This is a genomic window from Pseudomonas moraviensis (genome assembly GCF_900105805.1).
Taxonomy (GTDB): Bacteria; Pseudomonadota; Gammaproteobacteria; order Pseudomonadales; family Pseudomonadaceae; genus Aquipseudomonas; species Aquipseudomonas moraviensis_A.
In genome coordinates this window covers 2,613,536-2,637,039 of the sequence record NZ_LT629788.1, presented here as the reverse complement: position 1 = coordinate 2,637,039, position 23,504 = coordinate 2,613,536, and the positions used below count along the sequence as shown (strand labels likewise).

At 60.1% G+C, this 23,504-nt stretch carries 20 protein-coding genes; 13 read left to right on the top strand and 7 right to left on the bottom strand.

Annotated elements, in window-relative coordinates; translation table 11 throughout:
- The first annotated feature begins 14 nt into the window (after positions 1-14).
- The 3 genes from BLU71_RS11745 to BLU71_RS11730 all read left to right on the top strand — a co-directional run bounded on the left by BLU71_RS11745 (position 15) and on the right by BLU71_RS11730 (position 2,906).
- Entirely contained in the window at positions 15-1,241 is a 1,227-nt protein-coding gene (locus BLU71_RS11745; protein WP_065615030.1) for an RtcB family protein, read from the top strand.
- Positions 1,242-1,414: 173 nt separating this feature from the next.
- Positions 1,415-2,443: an RNA 3'-terminal phosphate cyclase gene (gene rtcA, locus BLU71_RS11735; RefSeq protein WP_083353151.1), complete on the top strand. Its 1,029-nt coding sequence runs from the start codon at positions 1,415-1,417 to the stop codon at positions 2,441-2,443.
- 175 nt (positions 2,444-2,618) lie between these two features.
- The gene (locus BLU71_RS11730) at positions 2,619-2,906 is read left to right on the top strand and encodes a hypothetical protein (protein ID WP_042609462.1); all 288 of its coding nucleotides are present in this window, start codon (positions 2,619-2,621) and stop codon (positions 2,904-2,906) included.
- Between the two features lie 72 nt (positions 2,907-2,978).
- On the opposite strand, the gene BLU71_RS11725 is transcribed toward BLU71_RS11730, so the two are convergent.
- A complete protein-coding gene (locus tag BLU71_RS11725) occupies positions 2,979-3,254 on the bottom strand; it encodes a hypothetical protein (protein ID WP_083353150.1) in 276 nt (91 codons plus the stop codon).
- Positions 3,255-3,449: 195 nt separating this feature from the next.
- Between BLU71_RS11725 and BLU71_RS11720 the strand changes: the two genes are divergently transcribed.
- Positions 3,450-3,779, top strand: coding sequence for a hypothetical protein (locus BLU71_RS11720; protein WP_065615033.1), 330 nt, complete (start codon positions 3,450-3,452; stop codon positions 3,777-3,779).
- A gap of 29 nt (positions 3,780-3,808) precedes the next feature.
- Here the strand turns inward: BLU71_RS11720 and BLU71_RS11715 are convergent, their stop codons facing one another.
- From BLU71_RS11715 to BLU71_RS11705, 3 genes are all read right to left on the bottom strand, one after another.
- Positions 3,809-4,753, bottom strand: coding sequence for an alpha/beta hydrolase (locus tag BLU71_RS11715; RefSeq protein WP_064363945.1), 945 nt, complete (start codon positions 4,751-4,753; stop codon positions 3,809-3,811).
- A 114-nt stretch (positions 4,754-4,867) separates the two neighbouring features.
- Complete coding sequence (locus BLU71_RS11710) at positions 4,868-5,866, bottom strand: NAD(P)H-quinone oxidoreductase (protein ID WP_042609466.1); 999 nt, start codon at positions 5,864-5,866, stop codon at positions 4,868-4,870.
- 60 nt (positions 5,867-5,926) lie between these two features.
- Positions 5,927-7,126, bottom strand: coding sequence for a YbfB/YjiJ family MFS transporter (locus BLU71_RS11705; RefSeq protein WP_083353149.1), 1,200 nt, complete (start codon positions 7,124-7,126; stop codon positions 5,927-5,929).
- A gap of 111 nt (positions 7,127-7,237) precedes the next feature.
- Between BLU71_RS11705 and BLU71_RS11700 the strand changes: the two genes are divergently transcribed.
- Both BLU71_RS11700 and BLU71_RS11695 read left to right on the top strand, forming a co-directional pair.
- Complete coding sequence (locus BLU71_RS11700; protein WP_083353148.1) at positions 7,238-8,113, top strand: LysR family transcriptional regulator; 876 nt, start codon at positions 7,238-7,240, stop codon at positions 8,111-8,113.
- A 247-nt stretch (positions 8,114-8,360) separates the two neighbouring features.
- Positions 8,361-8,798 carry a hypothetical protein gene (locus BLU71_RS11695; RefSeq protein WP_042609665.1) on the top strand — a complete coding sequence of 146 codons (438 nt, stop codon included), beginning with the start codon at positions 8,361-8,363 and terminating at the stop codon, positions 8,796-8,798.
- A 41-nt stretch (positions 8,799-8,839) separates the two neighbouring features.
- On the opposite strand, the gene BLU71_RS11690 is transcribed toward BLU71_RS11695, so the two are convergent.
- Positions 8,840-9,562 carry a pirin family protein gene (locus BLU71_RS11690; RefSeq protein ID WP_042609469.1) on the bottom strand — a complete coding sequence of 241 codons (723 nt, stop codon included), beginning with the start codon at positions 9,560-9,562 and terminating at the stop codon, positions 8,840-8,842.
- A 219-nt stretch (positions 9,563-9,781) separates the two neighbouring features.
- Between BLU71_RS11690 and BLU71_RS11685 the strand changes: the two genes are divergently transcribed.
- The gene (locus BLU71_RS11685) at positions 9,782-10,732 is read left to right on the top strand and encodes a GlxA family transcriptional regulator (protein ID WP_083353147.1); all 951 of its coding nucleotides are present in this window, start codon (positions 9,782-9,784) and stop codon (positions 10,730-10,732) included.
- Between the two features lie 90 nt (positions 10,733-10,822).
- Complete coding sequence (locus BLU71_RS11680; protein WP_083353146.1) at positions 10,823-12,295, top strand: ATP-binding protein; 1,473 nt, start codon at positions 10,823-10,825, stop codon at positions 12,293-12,295.
- On the opposite strand, the gene BLU71_RS11675 is transcribed toward BLU71_RS11680, so the two are convergent.
- Together BLU71_RS11675 and BLU71_RS11670 are read right to left on the bottom strand one after the other, a co-directional pair.
- Positions 12,260-15,097 carry an ATP-binding protein gene (locus tag BLU71_RS11675; RefSeq protein WP_083353145.1) on the bottom strand — a complete coding sequence of 946 codons (2,838 nt, stop codon included), beginning with the start codon at positions 15,095-15,097 and terminating at the stop codon, positions 12,260-12,262. The two genes, BLU71_RS11680 and BLU71_RS11675, sit on opposite strands and share 36 nt — an antisense overlap.
- 134 nt (positions 15,098-15,231) lie before the next feature.
- Entirely contained in the window at positions 15,232-15,663 is a 432-nt protein-coding gene (locus tag BLU71_RS11670) for a helix-turn-helix domain-containing protein (RefSeq protein WP_042609473.1), read from the bottom strand.
- A 235-nt stretch (positions 15,664-15,898) separates the two neighbouring features.
- Here BLU71_RS11670 and BLU71_RS11665 point away from each other — a divergent pair, with 235 nt between their 5' ends.
- The 5 genes from BLU71_RS11665 to BLU71_RS11645 all read left to right on the top strand — a co-directional run bounded on the left by BLU71_RS11665 (position 15,899) and on the right by BLU71_RS11645 (position 23,487).
- Positions 15,899-16,882, top strand: a complete 984-nt coding sequence (locus BLU71_RS11665; RefSeq protein ID WP_064363952.1) for an MBL fold metallo-hydrolase — start codon at positions 15,899-15,901, stop codon at positions 16,880-16,882.
- 54 nt (positions 16,883-16,936) lie between these two features.
- Entirely contained in the window at positions 16,937-17,860 is a 924-nt protein-coding gene (locus BLU71_RS11660) for a LysR family transcriptional regulator (protein ID WP_042609475.1), read from the top strand.
- A 113-nt stretch (positions 17,861-17,973) separates the two neighbouring features.
- Complete coding sequence (locus BLU71_RS11655) at positions 17,974-22,011, top strand: hypothetical protein (RefSeq protein WP_083353144.1); 4,038 nt, start codon at positions 17,974-17,976, stop codon at positions 22,009-22,011.
- Positions 22,012-22,451: 440 nt separating this feature from the next.
- On the top strand, positions 22,452-22,868 hold the full coding sequence (locus tag BLU71_RS11650) for a DoxX family protein (RefSeq protein ID WP_083353143.1): 417 nt from the start codon (positions 22,452-22,454) through the stop codon (positions 22,866-22,868).
- Positions 22,861-23,487, top strand: coding sequence for an antibiotic biosynthesis monooxygenase (locus BLU71_RS11645; protein ID WP_083353142.1), 627 nt, complete (start codon positions 22,861-22,863; stop codon positions 23,485-23,487). Before BLU71_RS11650 ends, BLU71_RS11645 begins: the two co-directional genes overlap by 8 nt.
- The last annotated feature ends 17 nt before the right edge of the window (positions 23,488-23,504 follow it).

Below are 23,504 nucleotides of genomic sequence, written 5' to 3'. Positions count from 1 at the left end.
CAGGACAACAAAACATGAAAGATCAGAGCTACCAGCTTCTAGAAGTCGCCAACGGCAAACCAATCAAACTGTGGACCGAAGGCGTCCCGGTTGAAAACGAAGCCCGCGCACAGTTGATGAACACGGCGAAAATGCCATTCATCTTCAAGCATCTGGCGGTGATGCCCGATGTGCACCTGGGCAAGGGATCAACCATCGGCAGCGTAATTCCAACGGTTGGCGCGATCATTCCGGCTGCCGTGGGCGTCGACATTGGTTGCGGCATGATCGCTGCGCGCACGTCGCTGACCGCAGCCGATTTGCCTGACAACCTGCACGGGTTGCGCAGTGCCATTGAACAGGCGGTTCCCCATGGCCGCAGTTTGAGTCGTTCGCGGCGAGACAAAGGCGCTTGGGACGAGATTCCGCAGCAAGCCGATCAGGCTTGGGCGGGCTTGCAGCCGCGCTTCAAATTGATCACCGACAAGTATCCGAAACTGGCCCACACCAACAACCGTGGGCACTTGGGAACTCTCGGCAGCGGCAACCACTTCATCGAAGTGTGCCTGGATGAAGCCAACCGGGTGTGGTTCATGTTGCACAGTGGTTCGCGTGGTGTCGGCAACGCCATCGGCAACCTGTTCATCCAGATGGCCCAAGCAGATATGCGTCAGCACATCGCCAACCTGCCGGACCGTGACCTGGCCTATTTCGAAGAAGGCAGCCGACATTTTGATGACTATGTGGAGGCGGTGGGCTGGGCGCAGGATTTCGCCAGACAGAACCGCGAACTGATGATGTGCGCGGTGATCCAGGCCACGCGGCAGATTATCCGCAAGCCGTTTGAAGTCGCGCTGGAGGCGGTCAACTGTCATCACAACTACGTGCAGAAGGAGCGGCATTTTGGTCATGACGTACTGATCACGCGCAAGGGCGCGGTGTCGGCGAAGAAAGGTGAACTGGGGATTATTCCGGGCTCGATGGGCGCGAAGAGCTTCATTGTGCGCGGTCTCGGCAATCAAGAATCGTTCAGTTCCTGCAGCCACGGCGCCGGACGCACCATGAGTCGCACCAAGGCCAAGAGCACATTCACTGTCGCCGATCAGATTCGTGCCACCGCCCACGTGGAGTGCCGCAAGGACGAAGCGGTCATCGACGAGATTCCGATGGCCTACAAGGACATCGACAAAGTCATGCACGCCCAGCGCGAGCTGGTGGAAGTGCTGCACACCTTGCGTCAAGTGGTGTGCGTCAAAGGATAAGGGACTGCAGTGCTGGTGAGAGCGCTTACCGATGGCATCGTGCGGCACTGCACTGGTTTATCGCGGGTCAACCGAGCCGCGAAGTACCAACATTACTCAGAACTCAGGAAGACTCGCGGCGGCTGGATCGGTACCTCAGGGACACTGTCGTGCTGTACGCGTAAGGAAGTGCAATGACACAGGATGTAATTGAACTGGACGGCGCGATCGGCGGCGGCCAAGTGTTGCGCAGTGCGCTGAGCCTGTCGATGGTGACAGGCCGGGCGTTTCGCATTGGACAGATACGCGCCAGACGCAGCCGTCCGGGACTGTTGCGGCAGCATCTGACAGCCGTAATGGCGGCGGCGGAGGTTTGTGGTGCACGGATCTGCGGGGCGCATTTGGATTCGCAGGCCTTGAGCTTCGAACCGGGCGTAATCCGCGCAGGCGATTCCAAGTTCGCCATCGGCACGGCGGGCAGTTGCACGCTGGTTCTGCAGACGTTGCTGCCAGCCCTGATGCGGGCACCGCAGGCCAGTCGAGTGACGATCTCCGGTGGTACGCACAATCCGCTGGCGCCCCCGACTGATTTCCTCTCGCGCAGTTGGCTACCGCTGCTGCGGCGCATGGGCGGCGATGTCGAGCTGGACTTGCTGCGTCATGGATTTGTCCCGGCCGGCGGTGGTGAGATTGCAGTTCGAGTGCAGCCTTCGAGCCTGATGCGACTGGATCTGTGTGAGCGCGGCGAGGCGATTTCACGACAGGCTTTGGCGCTGACTGCCGGACTTGCGCCTACCGTTGCTCAGCGCGAACTCAGTCATGTGGCCAAGCGTTTGAACTGGCCATCGGATGCGCTGCAACACGTGACAATTGATCCGGCACGCGGTCCGGGAAATGTGTTGTTGTTGGAATATGCTTTTGAGCACGTGACTGAAGTGTTCAGCGCGTTTGGCCGGGTGTCGTTGCGTGCCGAGAAGGTAGCCGATGCCGCGATCAATCAGGCAGCCGATTGGTTGCGCAGTGATGCCGCGGTCGCTGAACATCTCGCCGATCAGTTGTTGTTGCCAATGGCGCTGGCCGGAGGCGGATCGTTCACCACGCCGCGTATGACGGATCATCTGCGCAGCAACATTGAAGTCATCCAGCTGTTTTTGCCGGTGCGTATCGATTGCCAGGAGGAGGGCAGTGATCGCTTGCGCCTGGAGATTTTACCAACCGCTTAGCAGCGCCCAGCAATCCTGAAGGCATTTGCAAACGTTGACCGAGAGCGCCGCTAGCCTTCAGCCATTAGCACATCCGACCTAATTGCCCCAGTTCCGGCTCGACTTTAAAGTCGTTTCGCTTGGCAGCTTATTGCCAGAATTTCTCCGGTATGAAAATCAAAAAGGTCGATCTGCAATGAACTCATCAAGGACTATCCCGGTTCTCGCTTTATTCGCAACATTGGCGCTCGCGGTCACTGGATGCCAGACCGTCAAGCCGGGAGAGAGCGATCTCAAGAATCGAGCACAGACCACCATCGGCAAACCCGTTATCAAGGTTTCCAACATTCGCAGCGACTTCAATACGACCTTCTACACCGCTCAAACCGAAGGTGGTGAATACACGTGCGAGCTGCCAAGCGGCCCGATGGTTGCTCTGGGCTCCATGGGCATGGGGTTGGGTGCTCAATGCACCAAGCAATGACGAAGCAGTTCTCTCAGAACTGAAAAAAAAAGGCCAGTGTCGATGACATTGGCCTTTTCGTTTATCGAAACTCTACTGAGCGGGTTTTTTCTCTAGATCTTCGGAGTCGCTCGACGTCGCCGCATCCTTTTCCGTCTCATGCGGCTCTGAGCCCGCGTTGGCGCCTGACGACTCTTCGCCTTTCTTGTTTGCCTTCTCATCATGATCGCGAGAGCTTTCTGCGTGATTGACGCCGGGCAGGGCGGTGGCAGGGGTGGCGGCGCCCGCTGTCGTTTCGGCTGCCCAGCCATGGAGCGGACCGATCAAGCACAGGCTGAAGAACGACAGGGCGAGAATTTTCTTGTTCATCTCGTGGGCCTTCTACTCGGGGATGTACTGCTTTGGATAGGCCCGCCTGCCAAAGGTGCGCGGTAGTGGACGAGCGGCGATGCCTGTTTTGTGCTCTCCCTGATAAAAAATCTCTCGACAGCAGGCAAATTGCTGGCCCCCAGAGGTAATTCGCCCCGGCAAAATCGCCTTTTTTCAAAAGGTTAGGTTGGCTATATGCGGACGATTGTCATCACCGTTGCGACGCTTTCCCTGGCTTTGATCGCTTCGGGAGTGCAGGCGAGAGAGTTGAGCAAGGGCCATCGCTTTGCCTGCACCTGGGGCTCGGACATTGCTGCCGGTGCGCAGCAATCCAAGCTGTCCGGCGTTTCGCTGTACGGCGCTCGCAAGCAATTGCAGGTTCGCCGATTTCAGCAGCCCTGGATGCGCATGACGGCAATGGGGATTACCGAGCAGACCTATAACAGCAGTTCGAAGCTCAAACCGGCAGCGGTCAAGCAGACCTATTATGAACAATGCGTGCGCCACGAATTGGCCCGGCGCTGATGCTTTTTCACCGAAGCTGTTTACATGATTCAGGAGTCGCGAGAACCCTTGCCCAGCGCCGGCCCCGCAATCCGCGGCAACGGTTTGGTCTGCATCAACGCATCCAGAGCCTTGCGATAACCCTGGCCACCCAGGGCCATGCTGTTGTTGTGCGTCGCCCCGGGCACCAGGAGCAGGCGTTTGGGCTGCTCAGCGGCATTGAACAATTGTTCGCTGAAGCGCGGCGGCACAAAGGCATCAGCCATGCCATGCACCACCAGCAGCGGCATGTGAATATCGGCAATCTTGTCGATGGAGTCGAATTTCTGCGACAGCAACCAGCGCACCGGTAGCGAGGTCTTCGCCACGGCGGCGGCCACATCGGCCAGCGAGGTGAAGGTCGATTCAATGACCAGCCCGCGCACCGGCAGAGGCGTGTGGTTGCGCGCGGCATTCTTCCCAAGCTCAGCGGCCAGATCGATCGCCACTGCGCCACCGAGGGAATGGCCGTAGATCAGGCGCTTGTTCGGATCGGGTTGCAGCAGCTGGAAGCGCTCCCAAGCTACGCGGGCATCTTCATAAACACTGCTTTCGGATGGTAAATCGCCCTTGCTCTGGCCGAACCCGCGATAGTCGATAGCCAACACCGAATAACCCGCCGCGCGCAGCTGTTCGATGCGGAACAATTGCCCGGTCAGGTTCCAGCGCACGCCATGCAAATAAAGGATTGCCGGGGCATTGGCACGTTCCGCCGGCCACCACCAGGCATGGATGTTCTGCCCGGCCTTGAAGCTTTTCGGTTGCAGATCGAGTTCCTGAACGCTGCCGGGCAGACCGCGATACCAGCCCGCGGTGCCGGGTTCGATGCGGAACAGCAGTTTGCGCTCAGTGTGTTCCAGCACGGCACAACTCGTCGGCACGCCAACGATCAGCGCAGCCATCAAGGCAAACACCAGACGGCGGCGTCGCAGACGAGTCAGGAAGGACAGGGACATTAATCGTTTCACCACGGCGCAGACAAAGAACGCTTTTTACCAGATGCCTCGGTCTGCGCGTGACTGTTTTTCGACCACCGTGCATGCGCAACGATTACAAGATGCTGCAATCGCTCACGCCACCTGCAGCACGATCTTGCCGATATGGTCGCCGCCCTCCATGCGGGCATGGGCCTTGGCCGCTTCAGCGAGCGGGTAAACCTTGTCGATGATCGGCAGGCAGCGCCCGGCGGCGAGGGCAGGCCACACCTGGTCGCGCAATTGATCGGCGATTGCGGCTTTCTCCGCAGCGGTACGCGCGCGCAGCAGCGATCCGGTGACCACCGCGCGTTTGCCGAGGATCGCCAACAAATCAACGTCATTGGCGCGGGCGCCGCCGAGGAAGCCGAGCATTACCAGACGCCCGTCCATGGCCAGTGCGCTGATGTTGCCGTTCAGATAGGAGCCACCCATGATGTCGAGAATCACGTTCACGCCCTGATCTGCCGTCTTCTCGGCAATGACCTTGGCGAAATCTTCTTCCCGATAGTTGATCGGTTGTCCGCCCAGCTGACTGATTGCCGCGCATTTTTCAGCGCTGCCAGCGGTAGCGAACGCCTCAATGCCGAATTCACGACAGAGCATCAGCGCGGTGGTGCCGATGCCGCTGGTTCCGCCGTGAATCAGCACGCGCTGGCCGGCCTTGGCACCGCCGAGGCCGAACAGGTTGGCCCATACGGTGAAAAAGGTTTCCGGAATCGCGGCGGCCTGGACCCAATCGATTCCGTCCGGCACGGGAAGCGTTTGCCCGGCTGGAACCGCGCAATATTCGGCGTAGCCGCCGCCATTGGTCAGCGCGCAGACGCGATCGCCGACTGCGAACCGCGTTACTCCGGCCCCCAGTGCAACCACTTCGCCAGCCACTTCCAGGCCGGGAATCGGGTCCATGCCGGGTTTCATCGGATACTTGCCGGCACGCTGCAGGGCGTCCGGGCGATTGATACCGGCGGCGTGAACGCGGATCAGCACTTGGCCTTCGGCAACGGTTGGCAGAGGCACGCGCCTGGCTTGCAATACGTCAGGGCCGCCTGGTTCAGTGATTTCGATACGGGTCATTTCATTGGGCAGTGACATGTCGATTCCTGTGAAAAAGGTCGTGTAGATGGGAGCGCCGGCAGTGGGCAATGATTCCCTTCAGTTCGCCGCGCAACGGGTTTCAGTCGCAGCGGGCAGCCAGCGCATGGCTTGCTCCAGCAGCAGAGCCACTGCTATTGCGCCTGCTGCGATCACAAACAGCAGCGTGTGCTGCCCACCCGAAGCGTTGAACAGTGCGGAGTAGGCAAACCCGGCCAGCGCCTGAAAGGTGGCGAACGACACGGTGGCGCGGCTCCAGGCAATCTGCTGGCGGTGATGGGATGGCACCAGTTCATGCACCCGGGCCAAGGCCAGCGGCACAATGCCCGGCGGGAACGAGCCGAGAATCACCGCCAGTAAAGCCAGTGCCAGAAACGAATGAAAGACGGCCAGCAAACCGAGGGCAATGGCTTGCACTACCAGCACCACGCGAATGCCAGTGCGTGCGCCAAGCTGGTCGGCCAGAAAACCGTAAGTCACTGGCCCGACAATCGCCCCCAGCCCATACATGACCCAGACCATTGCGCCGGTATGTGCCCCCGCGCCCAGTCCGCGAGCCACATAATCCACCAGAAACACCATGGCGGGCACGAGGCCGGCCGCCATGAACGCGTATTGAGCGAACAACAGGTACACGCCCGGCGGTGTCGGCTCATCAGCCGACGTTGCGTGCGCAGCCACAGGATGCGCGGTATCCGCAGGCCAGCCGAACCAGCTCAACGCGGTCAGCAACAGCGCCAGCGCGCCCAGTCCCAGCCAGGTGGCCTGCAAGCCGAGGCTCAGCAGCGGCGGCACGAGGGTTCCCGAGCCGGCAATCCCGAGGCCGATGCCAAGGAAGATCGCGCCACTGGCCAAACCTCTGCGCGCCGCCGGAACGTGGGGCAGCACGGTTGCCGCCACCAGCACCATGATCGCGCCACCGGCAATGCCGGACAGCAAACGCCAGCCGAAGAACCAGCTCACCGACAGCGGATAAGCACAGGCAAAAAATGCTCCCGTGACCGCCAGCATCATCAAGCGCAAGGCATTGCGATTACCCAAACGATGAGCCATGGGCCGCCCGAGCAGGGCGCCGATCAAGTAGCCGACCAGATTGGCCGCGCCGAGGTAGACGACATCGTTGGCCGAAAACCACTGCGCCTGAATCAGCGAAGGGATCAGTGGCGTGTAAGCGAAACGCGCCAGGCCAATGCTGACCAGACTGGCGCAAAGTCCGGCGAAGATCGGCAGCCAGATGCCGGAAGAGTTTGCAGTACGCATGATAGCGATCTCATCAGAGGTGTATGGCGCTCAGCTTATCGGCTATCGTTGCTGCGTATACGCAGCGATTAAGCGGCAGAGTGATGCAAAAATGCTTCTAGGAGAGCCGGCATGAATTGGGATGATGCGCGAGTATTTCTGGCGGTCTGCAGGGAGTCGACTTTGCGCGGTGCGGCGCGTGTTCTGGGCGTTGACCAAGCCACTGTTGGACGGCGCATCACCGCGCTGGAAAAGTCTTTGAGCGCGACGCTGTTCCTGCGCACGTCTGACGGCTATGCGTTGACGGCCGTAGGTGAAGCTGCACTCAAAAGCGTGGAAAAAATGGAGCATTCGGCGCTGGAACTGGAGCGGCACATCCACGGGCTGGATGACCGGCTGACCGGTAATGTACGGATCAGCACCACTGACTCGCTGGCCATCGACTTCATCATCCCGGCGATGGCACGCCTGCATGGTCAGCATCCGGATGTGCAGATCCAGCTGGATGCGTCGACGCAGATTCTCAGTCTGGCCAAGCGCGAGGCGGATATCGCGGTGCGCAATACCCGGCCGGATAACCCGGATCTCATCGCCCGGCGAATCGCCCGTTGGCCTGTAGGACTTTTCGCTGCGCAGGCCTATGTTGATCGCAACGGCGAACCGCAGCCGGGCAGTGCTTTCGAAGGCCATGATCTGGTGGTCTATCAGCCTTATTTGCAGAGCAAAAAAGACCTCACGCTGGTTTCCGAGCCGTTAGGCCGAGGGCGCATTGTTGCCACGCTCAGTTCCAGCCTTTTGGTGCGTCGCTCCCTTGCTGCCGGCCTCGGCGTAGGGGAGATCCCGGTGTACATGGGCGAGTGCGACGGCCTGGTCAGACTCTGGCCGGAGCGGACCCGGCCGTTGCCGTATGAAGTGTGGCTGGTCACCCACGCCGACCTCCGTCACACCGCGCGGGTACGTGCGGTCATCGAGCAAATCGTTGAGGCTTTTGCGCTGGAAAACCAATAGTGGATTCAGGGTTTTGCCGAGGCCACAACGTCTGACGAAACAGCCTACGTCCGAGGCAGAATGGGCCGGCTTGTCGTCGCCAGTGACGAATTCTATTGTGACTGCAGTTCGATGCAGACCTCAGGCCTGCATCGAAACGAAGCGCCAGGGAAGGCCTCGGTAGCCACACAAAGGTGTCGAATTGAAAATCAGGGAAGTGAATCAATATGCAGGGGACAAATCGGACGCAGGTCGGGATAGGCAAATCATGAGCACCTTAAGCCGCGAAGAATTCGATGCCAGGATAGAAACCATCGAGACGAGAATGGACGGTCGCGTAGCAGAAATGCGCGCCGACATTCGCGGGTTCCTCGCTGCTCAGGCAGAGCAGAACAAGGTCTATCTTGAACGGGACAGGGCCCTACAGGAACGGGACAAGCGTTATGACCTGATGTGGATGGGCGTGCAGAAAATTGCCGACGAATCGCGGGAAGCGATCAGGCAGGCATCAACGGTAAAGGCCAACTATTGGGCTGCCACCACCGTGCATTTCCTCGGCGTGGCTTCGTTGCTGGTAGGCGCGCATTTCGCCAATCAGGCGGCGGTGTTGACCACAATACAAACCACGCTGGCGGCGATTCAGATTGGCAAGGAGGTGTCCGTCCCCCAACCAGTCGCACGACCCACAACGGTGCCGCCGCAATGAAAAACGGCCTTCATTGGAAGGCCGTTCTGCATCGCGCCAAATCATGGCATTTCAGGCAACTCCTGTGGGCGCAGGTCGAACACCAGCACTTCGGCATCGACACCGTTGCTCAACGTAAGCAGCTGTTCTTCACGAACCCGCACACCGTCGCCTTCCTGCAGGGACTGGCCGTTGAGTTCGACGCTGCCGCGCGCAACGTGCACGTAGGCGTAACGATTGGCGGGCAATTTCAGCGTGGCACTTTCCTTGCCGTCGAATAACCCGGCATAGACCCGCGCATCCTGGCGGACCTTCAGAGAGCCGTTGTTACCGTCCGGCGAGATGATCAGTTGCAGGCGACCGCGTTTTTTCTCCGCGCTGAAGTGCTCCTGCTGATAGCGCGGTTTGGCGCCACTGACATCCGGCACGATCCATATTTGCAAAAAGTGTACGGGCTTGGCGGCTGAGTGGTTGAACTCACTGTGCGCCACGCCACTGCCAGCACTCATCAATTGCACATCGCCGGGGCGGATCACCGAGCCAGTACCGAGGGTGTCCTTGTGTTCCAGCGCGCCTTCGAGCACATAGGAAAAGATTTCCATGTCGCGGTGCGGATGCTGGCCAAAACCTTTGCCGGCGGCGACCCGGTCATCGTTGATCACCAGCAGGTCGGAAAACCCTTGTTCACGCGGGTTGCGGTAACTGGCGAAAGAGAAGGTGTGAAACGACTTCAACCAGCCGTGATTGGCGAGGCCGCGATCGGAGGCTTTGCGAAGAGTCAGCATGATGAAATCTCCTGGCGGGACGTGAATTCGTCCGAGTGAGGAGAAGGTTACTGGTTACCGGACAAGGCAATAAGTAGATGGAAATTGAAAGACTGTCCGGCTCAGGTTGACAGTTTTGCGTTATGGTTCACCCATTCGTGTGCGCTGATTACGCCTGAGTTGGCCATAATGCCCGGGTTGCAGCGTGCGTATTTACCCCTGAAATGTGTGATGCCTCCCATGAAAACCGTGGCAATGGTGCTGTTTCCTGACTTTCTGATGCTCGACATGGCCGGGCCGCTGGAAGTGTTTTCCGTCGCCAACCGTTATTTGAAACCGGATTTGCATTATCAACTGACGACGTTAGGCACGGAGCGCGGGTTGCTGAGGGCGTCCAATGGCGTGCAGGTTCAGGCTGATTTGCACATCGACCAAGCCGCCGAGCGCTATGACCTGCTATTGGTGCCCGGCGGACCCGGCGCTTACAACCAGAGATTTCCGGAGCTGTTCACCTGGTTGAAAAACGCCGTGCCGCGCGCCGAACGCTATGGTTCGATTTGCACTGGCGCATTCATCCTCGGTCATGCCTGTCTGCTGGACGGTTATCGCGTCACCACGCACTGGAATTACACCGAGCGGCTGATCAAGGCCTTTCCGAAAACCACGGTGACCACCGATCAGATCTACGTCGAGGATCGTAACCTCATCACTTCGGGAGGCGTTACCGCCGGCATCGACCTGGCACTGGCGGTGGTTGCCCGGGATCACGGCAAGAAAATCGCCCAGGACGTGGCCAAGGTCTTGTTGGTGGTCATGAAGCGCCAAGGCGGACAAGCGCAGTTCAGCCCTTTGATGGCGGCAGTCTCTCCGCAAGAGACGCCCATCACCCGCGCGCAGAATTACGTGCTTGAACACCTGGAAGAAGCTTTCACCGTCGAGCGCATGGCCGGTTTGGCGAACATGAGCGCACGCCACTTCGCGCGTCTGTTTACTCGTGACGTCAACATGACGCCGATGGAATTCCTGCAGAACGCCCGCATTGACTGCGCGCGAAACCTGTTGGAGACCAGCGATCTGCCCCTCAAAACCATTGCCTATAAAAGTGGCTTCGGCAGTGTCCGGCACATGCGCTCGCTGTTCGCCGAAAAGCTCGGTCTTACACCGTCACAATACCGGGAACAGTTCAGCTAGAGCGGTTCTGTCCGTCTGGCGCAGCCGGATGTCCGTACTGTGTCGGCTGTGGCGGTTGTATCGTCACGCAAGGGTGCCAAGATGTCTGGCATGAATAATCACAACGACACAAACCACGGTTCGGTGCTGCGTTTTGGCCCCTACGCCTTTCATGTGCGCCAGCGTCTGGTCCTTGAAGGAGAGCAGCCGCTGCGCATGGGCGGGCGCGCCATGGACATTCTGCAGGTGCTGCTCGATAACGCGGGCGAGGTGGTCAGCAAAGAGCAATTGATTGCTCAAGTGTGGCCGACGTCGATCGTCGAAGAGATCAATCTTCGGGTGCACATCGCGGCGTTGCGGCGCGCACTGCGCGACGGCACCAACGGGCAGCGTTACATCATTCACGTGGCGCAATGCGGCTACAGTTTTGTCGCCCCGGTGCAGCGGCACACAGGTGATGCGCTGCCCACGCCCGTCGCCGCGCTCACGCCTGTGCACAATCTTCCGGCACGACTGACGCCAGTCAGCGGGCGCGATGCCTTGGTCGGTAGTCTGGTTCGACAAATGCCGGTGTGCCGATTGATGACAATTACCGGTGCGCCGGGAGTGGGCAAAACCACTGTGGCATTGCGCGTGGCGGAATTGCTGCTGCAATACTTTCGCGACGGCGCCTGGTGGGTCGACCTTGCCAGCGTCGAAGATGACATTCCATTGCTCGAGCACCTGTTGCGCACCCTGAACACGGACTTTTTCACCCTGACCGGCCGGCACGCCTTGTTGATACTGGATAACTGCGACCACCAGCGCGACAGCTGCGCGGCTCTGGTAGAAACCCTGTTGCATGCTGCGCCCCGCCTGTCGATTCTGGTCAGCGCCCGCGAAGCCTTGCACGTCGCTCAGGAGACCGTGCATTACGTCCCGCTGTTGGCGATTCCCAAGCGCTCGGCATTGAACACCGTCGAAGAAGCCATGGGCTATCCGGCGGTGCAGTTGTTCGTCAATCGCGCGCGGGCGCGGCAGCATGGCTTCAGTCTGCGTGTACAGGATTTGCCAGGCGTGCGCGAGATCTGCCGTCAACTGGACGGTCTGCCGCTGGCGATCGAACTTGCGGCGGCGCAGATCGATGCGTTGGGCTTGATCGGCTTACAGGCCCAGGTTGAAAACGGTCTGCAGTTGCTTGGCCAAGGCCGGCGCACCGCGGAACCGCGCCATCAGTCGATGGCTGCTGCTATCGATTGGAGCTATCAATGCCTGACAGAAATGGAGCAGCAAGTGCTGCTGCGTCTGTCGGTGTTCAGCACGGGCTTTACTCTGGAGGCCGCACTGAGCGTGATCAGCAGCGTGGATCTGGCCGGTTCCAGGCTGAGCGCGATAATCGAAGGGTTGGCACGCAAATCGTTGCTGATCCAGCAACCGATCCATGCAACGGTCCGCTATTGGATGCTCAACACCGTGCGTCGCTATGCTCGTGATCAATTCGAGCGCAGCGACGACAAGCTCGAACTGGACCATCGCCATGCGCGCTATCTCAGCCGAACGCGCAATGCGTCAGGCCGGGCACTGGTCGCGCAGGCGGTCGAGTAGCCGGCGTACTTTGCACAAGTCCGGAGTGGCGTAGCCTTCGGTGAAGCGCTGGTAGATCGGGTTAAGCAGATCCAGGGCATCGCGGTAGCGCGACTGGCGGTGCCATAACTCTGCGAGGTCCGTGGCGCTGCGCAGTTCCCAGGCCAGCGCGCCTTGGCTTCTGGCGATGGTCAAGGCATGTTGCAGGGTTTGTTCGGCTTCTTGGGTTTCAGCGGTGAGAGAGAGGGCCGATTCGCGAGCCCGCTCGCGAAGGGGCTTCTCTGAGCCCATCAACAATGCCGCCGCGCGCGCGCGCAATATCTCTGCCGCACTCCAACCCGCATCGCCATTGCGCGCTCGCTCAACCAATGCGTCATCCACGAAACGTTCATCCAGCGTAACCATCACCTCCCGGATCAGCCCGCTGCTTTGCGCTGACACGGGCGCGGCATTGTCAGGATCAATGACCTGCGCGTAATGCCGGCCCCAATTATTGAACAGCAACACCGAATGTTTCTGCGACTGCTCCAGCAGCAGCTGCAGCAGCGCGCGGGCGCTTTCGCGGTCGCCGTTGTAATGAGCGATCAGGCAACTGGCCAGTGCCAGGGTGTAGCAGATCGAGGTGCCGTGGTTGATCTGCACGGCGATGTCCAGCGCCTGCCTTGCGGCGCGCCATGCCTGTTCGGGCAGACCTTGCAGCCACAGCACCCGTGCCAGCACCGTCAACGAGGCTACGCTCTGGTCGTATTGCACGCCAAAACCATGAGTGAAACGATTGAGATGGCCGCTGTGGGCCATGCGTTGCAGCACTTGCTCGGCATGCGCGCGCGCCTGCGGTTGGTCGCCGGCATAATGCAGGGCCAGCACGCGCAAGCGATGTGTGCTCAGCGAGAGCAGTGGCTCGCCGTGCACGCCGATGCGGTCGAATTGCTCACTCTGGGCCAACGCCATGCGGTAATGCCCGCAACTCAGATTGACCGCCATGTGCCCCGATATCGCACGCAACTGACCAGCCAGATCGCCCTGTTCTTCGGCCAATTGGCAGGCATCGATGAAGGCCTGGATGGTTTGTGGCGTACCGCCCCAGGTGTGATAGCTGGCACTGCCGAGCGCCAGTTTCAAGGCGATTTGCAGGCGAGGGCAGGGCGCGGTCGTTTCCTCAAGCAGGCTCAGTGCGCGGCGCACATAGCGGCTGTAATCGCGCAGCAGCGACAGTTCCTGCCACAACGGCGCCGAAGCGGCTGCCAGTTGAACGCCCAGCTCATCCGGTCCCGGCCCATTGAGGCTCCAGTCCAGCGCCGCACGCAAATCTTCCAGACCCCGGGCATAGCGCTCCAGCCACAGCACGGTCGGGGTGTTGTCCCAATCCGCTTGTGCCTGCTGCATCAAGGTCAGGCAACGCTCGGCGTGGCGTCGGCGGGTTGCACTGAGCTCATCGGCCTGTTCGAGTTTTTCCAGTGCATAGTGGCGGGTGGTGTCGAGCAAGCGGTAGAAAACATCTTCGTCGCCCACTTCGACGCTAAGCAGGGATTTGGCCACCAATTGCGTGATTGCGTTGAATACTGCGCCGGGATCGATCTGTTGGCCGATGACCACTGCCGCCGCCGAGGCGAGAGTGAAGCTGCCGCGGAAAATGCCCAGACGGCGCAGACAGGTTTGCTCACAGACGTTGAGCAGGTTGAAACTCCAGTCCATTGTTGCGCGCAGGGTCAGGTGGCGCTCGGCGCTGCTGTGGTGGCTGGCTGAGAGCGGCGGCAAACCCTCGCGCAACTGTTTGAGCAATCCATCCATGCCCAATTCGCTGACCTGCGCGGCGGCGAGCTCCAGTGCCAGCGGAATACCGTCCAGGCGCTGGCAGATCTCGATCGCTTGCGGCAGCTCGGCGTGGCTCAGTTGAAAGCTTTCCCGCGCCGCCGTGGCGCGTTCGACGAACAATTGCAGCGCAGCAAAGCCCAGCGCCTGGGCCGGCTCCATCGCGGTCGACATGGACGGGCATTCGAGTGATTCCAGACGCTGCACGAACTCGCCCTCGGCACGCAGGCTCTCGCGGCTGGTCGCGAGGATATGCACCCTGGGCGCGCCACGCAGAATCTGCTCGCTGAGCGATGCGACCGCATCGATCAGGTGCTCGCAGTTGTCGATCACCAGCAGCATCTGCCGTTCACGCAGGCCATCGACCAGGCAAGCCTGCGCATCGCCTTCAGGCGCAGACAGATCGAGCAGCGTCGCCAGATGCGAGCCGATCAGCGCGGGATCGGCGATGGGCGCCAGATCTACCAGGCGGATGCCGTCGCGATACTGGCCGATCAATTGTTCGGCGACACGCAGGGCGACGGTGGTCTTGCCAATGCCGCCGGGGCCGACCAGGGTGATGCAGCGTCGGCGCGGCAGTTGCGCAATCAAATGATCGACCACGGGCTGGCGGCCGATCATTCGCGTGCGACGCAGCGGCAGGTTGTGCCTGGCGACGGGCATTGCAGGCTTTTGTTCGATGCTGTCGAGCACAATCGGTGCGACAAAGCTGTAGCCGCGCTGCGCCACGGTGACGATGTAGCGCTGCCCGTTCTGCCCGTCGCCCAGCGCCTTGCGCAGCGCCGCCATGTGCACGCGCAGGTTGATGTCTTCAACGACACTGTCTGGCCAGACGCCAGCCATCAGTTGCTGTTTGCTCACCACTTCGCCGGCGTGGGCCAGCAAAATCAGGAGGATGTCCATCGCCCGCCGTCCCAGGCGCAAAGGCTGTTGGCCTTCAATCAGCAGTCGTTGCCCGGGATGAATCCGATAGGGGCCAAACGCAATGGCCTGATTCGGGGAAAAGCTCAACAGCGCGCTCCTGCGGTAATGCGGCGAACAGGGCGAACCAGTGCCTGGCGCGTGCGCAGGCCGTCTGATCCGGGGTGTCCGGGCATAATCCTCAGGTTTGAGCATCAGTGCAACGGGTGGCGTAACGGCAGCAGTCAAAACACCGCAGGCTGCGCTGCGTTGTTTTTCGGTTTGCCCATGACTCGACAGCGCCAGGCGAACGGATTGATCCCCTCGCTGCGGGTGAACATGTGGCAGAAGTGTGCCTGATCGCAGAACCCGCATTCCAGGCTGATCTGCGTCAGGCTGAGGTCGGTGTGCTGGATCAGCAGCTTGGCCCGGGCCAGACGCTGGGCGCGAATCCAGTCCTGTGGCGACAGGCCGGTGCTGCACTTGAACGCGCGGGAGAAATGACTGCGTGACAGCGAACAGGCGCGGGCCAGTTCAGCCACTTCCAGGCTTTCGCCCAAGCGATCGAGAATCAACTGTTTGATCTGGCGTTCGCGCTGTGGACTGAGTCCGCCAGTCGCGTTTTTACGCGGTTCGCAGGCAGGGGCGAGGGCGACGGTTTGCTGTGGATAAGCCATGGCCTAGGTCCGTGTCGGTGGGGAAGGCACGGTCGGCGCATTCCCTCAGGTCAAAAAAGCAACGCTGCGCAGAGGACTTCATTGTTGGGTGAGGGCGTAAGCCTGACGAGTTAATCGTTGTTAATTTCATGGCTCGGGCTGGAACTCAGCACATCCTTGCAAGTCAGCGCCTGGCACTTTGCGCGACGATGTCGATAAAGCGCGGCCGCCGTCGGCCCGGTTCAAGGGGAATGCAATGAAAGTCTTGGTGAAAGCAGCGACGACCGTGGCGGTCATGCTGGCGATGTCCGGCGCGATGGCGCAGGCGCCGCAGGTGGGCACTCAAGCGCCGGGTTACTTCCGGCTGGCCGTGGGCGATTACGAAGTCACCGCGCTGTTCGACGGTTACAACGATTTGTCGCCGAAGTTGTTGCAGGGCATGAGCCAGAGCCAGATTCGCGCGCTCCTCGCCCGCCGTTCGATTGAAACCCCAGGGGTGCAGACGGCGTTCAATGCGTTCCTGGTCAACACCGGCAGACAGCTGATTCTGGTGGATACCGGCGCCGGGCAGTGCATCGGCGCCACCGCCGGGCAGCTTTCGGCCAACATGCAGGCCGCCGGCTACAAGCCTGAGCAGGTCGACACGATTCTCTTGACGCACCTGCACCTCGATCACGTCTGTGGTCTGGTCGATGCAGAGAAAAAACCGCTGTTCGCCAACGCCACCGTGTATGCGGCCAAGGCCGAGGCCGACTACTGGCTCGATCCGGCAGCGCTGGCCAAGGCCCCGGCAGGCGCCAAAGAGTTTTTCAAAATTGCCCAGGACTCCACCGCGCCCTATGTTGCAGCCGGTCGCTTCAAGACTTTCGCCCCCGGGCAGTCGCCGTTGCCAGGCTTGGTCGAAGCCACCCTCGAAGCCGGGCACACGCCGGGCAGCACGACGTACCGCTTCACCTCGCAGCAGCAGAGCATCGTGTTCATGGGCGATCTGGTGCACAACCTGGCGGTGCAGTTTTTGCACCCGGAAGTGTCGATCGGTTTTGACGTCAACAGTCAGCAAGCGATCAGCAGTCGTCAGGCCGTGTTCAGTGCCGCGGCAGCAAGCAAGACCTGGGTGACCGCAGCACATCTGCCGTTTCCGGGCATCGGCCACATCACCGCCGAGGGCAAACATTTCCAGTGGGTACCGGTGGAGTACGGCCCGTACAAACGCGCGGCGAAAGTGCCATTGATCGAGTAAAGTGCCCAGCGCCAGTGGCAAAAAGCGTCTGACACCGATAAGGAAACCACGCCCATGAACCGTAACGATCTGCGCCGCGTCGACATGAACCTGCTGGTGATTTTCGAAGCGCTGATGTTCGAAAAGAACCTGACCCGCGTTGCCGAAAAACTGTTCATGGGCCAGCCCGCGGTCAGTGCGGCGCTGGGGCGCTTGCGCGATCTGTTCGACGACCCGTTGCTGCTGCGCAACGGTCGCGGCATGGAGCCGACGGCGCGGGCGCTGGCGATCCTCAAGGAGCTGCAACCGGCGATGGACGTGATTTCCGGTGCGGTCAGCCGCGCCAAGGAATTCGAACCGGCGAGCAGTTGCGACGTGTTCCGCATCGGTCTGTCGGACGACGCCGAGTTCGGTCTGTTTCCACCGCTGTTGCGCCAGCTCCAGCAGGAGGCGCCGGGAATCGTCGTGGTGGTGCGCCGCGCCAACTATCTGTTGATGCCGGCGTTGTTGGCTTCGGGGGAAATCTCCGTGGGTGTCAGCTACACCACGGATCTGCCCGCCAACGCCAAGCGCAAGAAGCTGCGCGACATCCCCTGCAAAGTGCTGCGCGGCGATGATCGTCCGGGGCCGCTGACGCTGGACGAATATTGCGAGCGTCCGCACGCGATGGTGTCGTTCTCGGGTGACCTGAGCGGCAATATCGACCTCGATCTGGCGAAGATCGGCCGCTGCCGCCGGGTGGTTCTCGGTGTGCCGCAATTCAGTGGCTTGCGTGCCTTGCTCGCCGGTACCGAGATGATCGCCACCGTGCCGGATTACGCGGCCTGTGCACTGGTCGAAGGCTGCGCCCTGCGTGCCGAAGATCCGCCATTCCCGATTGATGCCGCGCAGTTGTCGATGGCGTGGAGCGGGGTGCACGACAACGACCCGGCGGAGAAGTGGCTACGCTCGCGCATCAGCCAGTTCATGGCGGCGCCGTTGGACATACCGTCACCTTGAGCCCTCCGTTCGTCGGAAACTGCTCTGCACCTGTCAGATGTGACAGGTGACGATTTACTGTTTCTGGCTGTTAATCACTCCGTCGCCTAATCCCTCGGCAGGAGTGTTTTGTCATGCTTTTGAAACTCAAGAAACACGTCGCAACGCTGGCACTTCCTGAGCCGGATATCACCGGTCGCATGCTTCCCATCCTTCCCTCGGGAGAGTGGGGGATCAATCGGGCCGCGGCGCAAGGGGTCTATCCGGACGATGGATTGCAGGTCTACCTCAGCCCATGGACGACCAAGAATAAAGGCGACCTGGTGGTGCTCAGGAAAGGCTCTGTCGAGGTGGATCGGTACATCATTCGTGATCAATCAGAATCTGATCAGCGTGCGACCCTGTTCGTTGCTCCACGGCATCTTGCTTCGGGATCCCATGAAATCGACTATTGGGTAAAGCGTTTAGGCCTGGATCCCGCCGAGACGTATGCGCCGCCATTGAAAATATTCGTCAAGCTGGAAATTCCCGGCGGACAGGATACGGAGGAGGGGCCGGGGCATTCCAATCTATACATGTTCATCCCGCCGGAGTTCGTCTCTGGTGGAGTTGACAGCGAGAACGCTCCGCCGAAGGAGGATCCGGATGATCCGGATCCGACAGTAGGTTTGCCTATCGTCATTCGAAACGCATCCGGTAGCGGCGAACCCTATCCTGGTATTGCGGTGGGCGACCAAGCTGAGCTCAGTTGGGGGGGCATGCTGATCTTGTCCGACCCGGTGACGGCGGAGCAAATCAGTGATCCGGTGAAGAATCCCATCACTGTTTACGTCAAGCGGGCAGTTATAGAAAAGGCAGGTGATACCGATGAGGTGGGCCTGGCCGTGAGCTTTCGCGTGCGGGATATCGTCCACAATTATTCGGAGGACTGGTGTAGAGAAACCCGGATCAGGGTTTCGCTCAACACCAATCGGCTGGTTGCCCCTATTGCCAAGGATGCGCTCAACAATGTCCTGGACCTTGACCGGTTGGGTGATAAAAACGTCGTTGTTCAGGTCTGGGCAACTTCGAGCGAATTCAAACATCAGGACTGGATTGAAGTAAAAGTCAGCGGTACCACAGTGGACAGTCAAACCGTCACGTTCACTGCGCCCAGGCAGGAGGTCGACAATCTTCCCCACACCTATGAATTCGATTTCGAAAATGCCGATCTGCGCAGGCTTGTCGGAACCCAGGTGATTTTTTCTTATGAGGTCAAGCGTGAAGGAACTTCCGATCTGCAATCCAAAGGTCAGTTCGTGCAAGTCAACGGTGAGGCCACGCGCCTGGATGCCCCTGTTGCTGAGGATGAAAACCAGGGTGCCATTGAACCTGACCTGGCATATACCCGGGTTCTGATTCGCTCTGATTCGCTGTTCAACTATGGCGATGCGTTTGAACTGGTGTGGTTCGGTAAACGTTCGGAGGGCAGCGTCTATGTCCCGGAATTCGAAAGGTATATACCGAGCCGGGAGGAAATCGCCGACCCGATCGGTTTTTTCCTCACTGTCGAAGGCTTGCACTTGAAGTCCATTGAGGGCGGAACACTGGTGTTGTCATATGTCCATCTGAGTGTGGATGGGAACGGCGCCATTGTCAGGCGTGTGTCACGTCCCGCGGCAACGCTGAGCGTGGGCGAGCCAAAATTCGAGTTGGTTAAACCGATCGTGCTCGGAGAAAGCAATGGCTCACTGGAGCCTGCTGATTTACCCAACGGCATTGGTCAGCTGACTGTTCCCAAACCCATCGTCACACCGACGAAACGCGGCGATAAGGTGACTTACAAATGGGATGGGGAACAATCAGGCAAGACCGGCGACTCCATCGACATTACTGCGCTCAACGAGAACAGCGACGTGCCATTCCGGCTCAGCGACAAGTTTGTGGCCGAGCATATCGAGCCCAATCGCGGTGCCACGATCACGGCCAGTTACGAAATCTGGCGCAAAGAAACTGACACGATCAGTTATTCCAACCCCCTCGTGTTCTCCGTCGGCGAGTCCACGCAATTGCTGGATCCGGCCCGCGTTGTGCAGGCGGCCGATGACATACTCGATCCGGCCAATACTCCAGACGGAGCGACAGTCGAGATACCGGCCAATGATCCCGAGAATGCCGGCGATCACTTCTATATGACCTGGACATCATCGGATGGAGTGGTCAATCACACCGATGACAAAGCGGTCAGTGGCAACAACAAGGGCAAGCCGATCGAGTTCACTGTTGACCTGTCCGTTGTGCAGGCCAGCTTGAACAGAAAAGTGACTATCGATTATCGGGTCGAGTTGTTTGACGGCGGCGAGGCCGACGGCAAACCTTATGACTTCAACGTGCAAGCGCAAGAGATCCGGCTACCGGTTGCCACCTTCAGGGAAGCCACGGGGACACAGAAGGATCAGTTGAACCCGGACGATGTCTACCCCAACGGCGCGACGGTGGTGATCCCGGCCACCGCGCAATTGAAGACCGACGATGAAGTTACCGTGACCGTGGTCGGTAAAACCTCCACTCCTTACATCCACACGGTTCTGGCAGCAGAGGCCGACAAAGAACTCAGCGTGATCAAGGTGGCCCATACGGTCATCAGCGCCAACCTCGATGACAGCATCGCGTTGAGTTATGAGGTCAAGCGCAAGGCGGGAGGGACCGATGGCCCGTCGACGCCGACGGTTTACGATGTTCGCCGGGTTATTGGCAGCGGTACCTTGAAGATCATGGGGGCGCGCTATAACCGCAGTACTTATCGCGCGTCCAGTGCCACGCGTGTGCTGAGCGCATTCAACGCCACCACGGGGCAGCCGCTGCAAGCGCAGTGGAAGTACGCTTCGGACACAGAGTGGATGACCGCTGCCATCTGGCGCGACACCGCACCGCAGCAGCTGCTGCAGGTGCGCACTGCCGATGATCTGGTCACGCTCAACTCGGCGAATATCATTGGCAACGGGATCGACACCACGGTCACTGGTTTCGCTGCTTTCGTCGCTCACCGGGATGTCGGGGATGTCGCCGGTTGGGGCAACGCTGCTTACGGCGCCGATATTCCTCCGACCATTATCACCATGGATGACATCGTTGAGGTGAGCTGCACGCGCAGCGCTTATGCGGCTCGCCGCGCCAATAGTGCAGTTGTCGCCTGGGGAACCGCCGCCGAGGGCGGAAGCATGAGCGGTATAGATCCGCTGGGTTTTGTCGAAGTCATCGGTAATGCGACCGCGTTCACCGGGTTGAAGACGACCGGGCAGGTGGTTGCCTGGGGCACACCTGACGATGGAGGTAGTATTCCCATAGAGATCAGCGCGCTGACGGATATTGTACGAGTGGTGGCGGCGGGTCAGGCTTTTGCAGCAAAACGATCCGCCGGGAATGTTGTGGCTTGGGGCTTGGCGGCAAATGGTGGGGTGGTTCCCGGTGAAATTGCAGGCTTGACCGATATCGACAATCTGATCGGCAGCTATGGTGCCTTTGCCGCGCATCGTGGCAATGGGCGACTTGTCGGCTGGGGCGACGCCACCTATGGCGGCGTTGTGCCGGCTGAAATTGCGTCTCTGACCGACATCATCGAATTGAGCTGCGCCAATGCGCAGGCCTTCGCTGCAAGGCGTGCCACCGGGCAGGTGGTGGCGTGGGGAACGGCCGCGTATGGCGGGACGATCGACGCGCTGATTGGCGGGCTCACGGACATTGTCGAGGTCAGTTCCACCTGGCGCGCATTCGCAGCGCGCCGAGGCAACGGTCATGTAGTGGCATGGGGCACTCCCGCGGAGGGTGGTCTGGTGCCTGCCGAAATCGCGGCGCTCGATGACATTGTTCAGGTGTGTGGTTCCTCCATGGCTTTCGCCGCGTTGCGCAAGAACGGCACAGTGGTCGCCTGGGGGGATGCGACCGTAGGTGGCGACACCTCGACGGTCGTCACCGAGCTGACTCAGGTACAAGCGCTATACGACAACACTCATGGATTTACTGCGCTCACCGCTGACGGCCGCGTCGTGACCTGGGGACATGCCGATGGCGGCGGGGACAGCAGCGCCGTACAGGAGCGGCTGAGGGGCAAGGTGTCTTATCACGCTACACCGACCTCCAGAGGCCGGGCACTTCTGGCCAGTCGCTGGGCCGAGCTGAACACCGAGCGATGAACGCTTGCCCTTGAGCCTTGCTTCAACCCGGGAACACGGCGCTCGACCGAGCGCCGTGTGAGGTCTCACCATGCACAAAACAACAAACCTCCCGCTCAAACCGTCAGTAGACGAAGAGGAGAACGATGTACTCGATCCTGCAAACATTCCGGCCAAAGGCGTGACTGTCAGAATCAAACCTTATGACGGCATGGCCTACCGTGATTGTGTGTAAAGGACACGTATTGGCAGGTCCTCGGGGTTAGCGCGACTCAAGTGAAGCAGTGCGTCATTCAAAGTATTTTTCGACTGACCCGACGTATTCGCGAGCAGGCTCGCTCCCACAGGGTTGTGCGGTGTTTTACGAATCCCGGAACACCGCGGAACTGAGCACACCCATCCAATTTTCCCCCAACCATCCACGGCATGATTCACCCCGATAACTATTGAAGGGTGGGCCCATGCACGTTTCGCAACGGGATGAACAGGCACGCGACATCGGGTTGCTGTTCCTGCGGGTCAGCGGCGGGTTGTTTCTGTTGTGGGTGCACGGCTTGCCCAAGCTGCTGGACTTCACCGCGCAACTGCAACTGATCGAAGATCCGTTCCACCTCGGCGCCCACCTGACCCTGATCCTGGCGATCTTCGCCGAAGTCCTCTGCCCCCTACTGATCGTCGCCGGCGTGCTGGCGCGATTGGCCTGCTTGCCTATTCTCTTTGTGCTGCTGGTGGCGTTGCTGGTCGTGCATCCGCAATGGAGTGTGGCCGAAGGGCAGTTCGGCTGGTTGCTGTTGATTCTTTTCACCACTGTATTGATCGCCGGGCCTGGACGGCTGGCGATTCCTGTTCGTTTGCCCGGAGTGCTGCGTTATGCCTGAAGTCCTGAATCAACAAGCACCGGGGGCCGATGAGACTGTCACGTTGATCATCAAACACTCGGTCAAGGCCGGTTTCGAGTCGGCGTATGAAGCATGGCTGCGCAACATCGTGCGCGTTGCCGGGCAGCGCGAAGGGCATCTGGGTGTGGACGTGGTGCGCGGCAAGCGCGGGCGTCTGGATTTTTACACCTGCGTGCTGCGCTTCAGCTCCACCGAGGCCATGCAGGGTTGGCTGGAATCCTCCGAGCGTCAGGCGCTGGTCGCCGAAGCTGCGCCGATGCTGGCCGACGGTGATCAGACTGAAGTCGCCCCGGTCAACGAGTTCTGGTTCTCCCCCCTGGCCGATGCCGCTTCGCCGCCGCCGCGCTGGAAGCAGGCCGTGGTTTCGCTGCTGGTGATTCTGCCGCACACCTTGCTGGTGCCGCTGATCTGGGGGCCGCTGCTGGCGCTGCATCCGCTTCTGTCCAACTACGTGGTCGCCACGTTCCTGATCACCCTGACCATCGTCCTCTCGGTGGTGTACGTGGTAATGCCGCCGGTCACCCGTTTGTTCACCCCGTGGCTGGAAGCCAGCCAGGTCCATGAACACCTCGATTCCCAAGAAACCTCGCCGCGTTGAGCGGGGTTTGCTTCTTT

Bases quoted from the DNA above. Each gene is read 5' to 3' on its own strand.
- BLU71_RS11745 (WP_065615030.1), top strand. From the start codon at position 15: ATGAAAGATCAGAGCTACCAGCTTCTAGAAGTCGCCAACGGCAAACCA.
- rtcA (WP_083353151.1), top strand. From the start codon at position 1,415: ATGACACAGGATGTAATTGAACTGGACGGCGCGATCGGCGGCGGCCAA.
- BLU71_RS11730 (WP_042609462.1), top strand. From the start codon at position 2,619: ATGAACTCATCAAGGACTATCCCGGTTCTCGCTTTATTCGCAACATTG.
- BLU71_RS11725 (WP_083353150.1), bottom strand. From the start codon at position 3,254: ATGAACAAGAAAATTCTCGCCCTGTCGTTCTTCAGCCTGTGCTTGATC.
- BLU71_RS11720 (WP_065615033.1), top strand. From the start codon at position 3,450: ATGCGGACGATTGTCATCACCGTTGCGACGCTTTCCCTGGCTTTGATC.
- BLU71_RS11715 (WP_064363945.1), bottom strand. From the start codon at position 4,753: ATGTCCCTGTCCTTCCTGACTCGTCTGCGACGCCGCCGTCTGGTGTTT.
- BLU71_RS11710 (WP_042609466.1), bottom strand. From the start codon at position 5,866: ATGTCACTGCCCAATGAAATGACCCGTATCGAAATCACTGAACCAGGC.
- BLU71_RS11705 (WP_083353149.1), bottom strand. From the start codon at position 7,126: ATGCGTACTGCAAACTCTTCCGGCATCTGGCTGCCGATCTTCGCCGGA.
- BLU71_RS11700 (WP_083353148.1), top strand. From the start codon at position 7,238: ATGAATTGGGATGATGCGCGAGTATTTCTGGCGGTCTGCAGGGAGTCG.
- BLU71_RS11695 (WP_042609665.1), top strand. From the start codon at position 8,361: ATGAGCACCTTAAGCCGCGAAGAATTCGATGCCAGGATAGAAACCATC.
- BLU71_RS11690 (WP_042609469.1), bottom strand. From the start codon at position 9,562: ATGCTGACTCTTCGCAAAGCCTCCGATCGCGGCCTCGCCAATCACGGC.
- BLU71_RS11685 (WP_083353147.1), top strand. From the start codon at position 9,782: ATGAAAACCGTGGCAATGGTGCTGTTTCCTGACTTTCTGATGCTCGAC.
- BLU71_RS11680 (WP_083353146.1), top strand. From the start codon at position 10,823: ATGAATAATCACAACGACACAAACCACGGTTCGGTGCTGCGTTTTGGC.
- BLU71_RS11670 (WP_042609473.1), bottom strand. From the start codon at position 15,663: ATGGCTTATCCACAGCAAACCGTCGCCCTCGCCCCTGCCTGCGAACCG.
- BLU71_RS11665 (WP_064363952.1), top strand. From the start codon at position 15,899: ATGAAAGTCTTGGTGAAAGCAGCGACGACCGTGGCGGTCATGCTGGCG.
- BLU71_RS11660 (WP_042609475.1), top strand. From the start codon at position 16,937: ATGAACCGTAACGATCTGCGCCGCGTCGACATGAACCTGCTGGTGATT.
- BLU71_RS11655 (WP_083353144.1), top strand. From the start codon at position 17,974: ATGCTTTTGAAACTCAAGAAACACGTCGCAACGCTGGCACTTCCTGAG.
- BLU71_RS11650 (WP_083353143.1), top strand. From the start codon at position 22,452: ATGCACGTTTCGCAACGGGATGAACAGGCACGCGACATCGGGTTGCTG.
- BLU71_RS11645 (WP_083353142.1), top strand. From the start codon at position 22,861: ATGCCTGAAGTCCTGAATCAACAAGCACCGGGGGCCGATGAGACTGTC.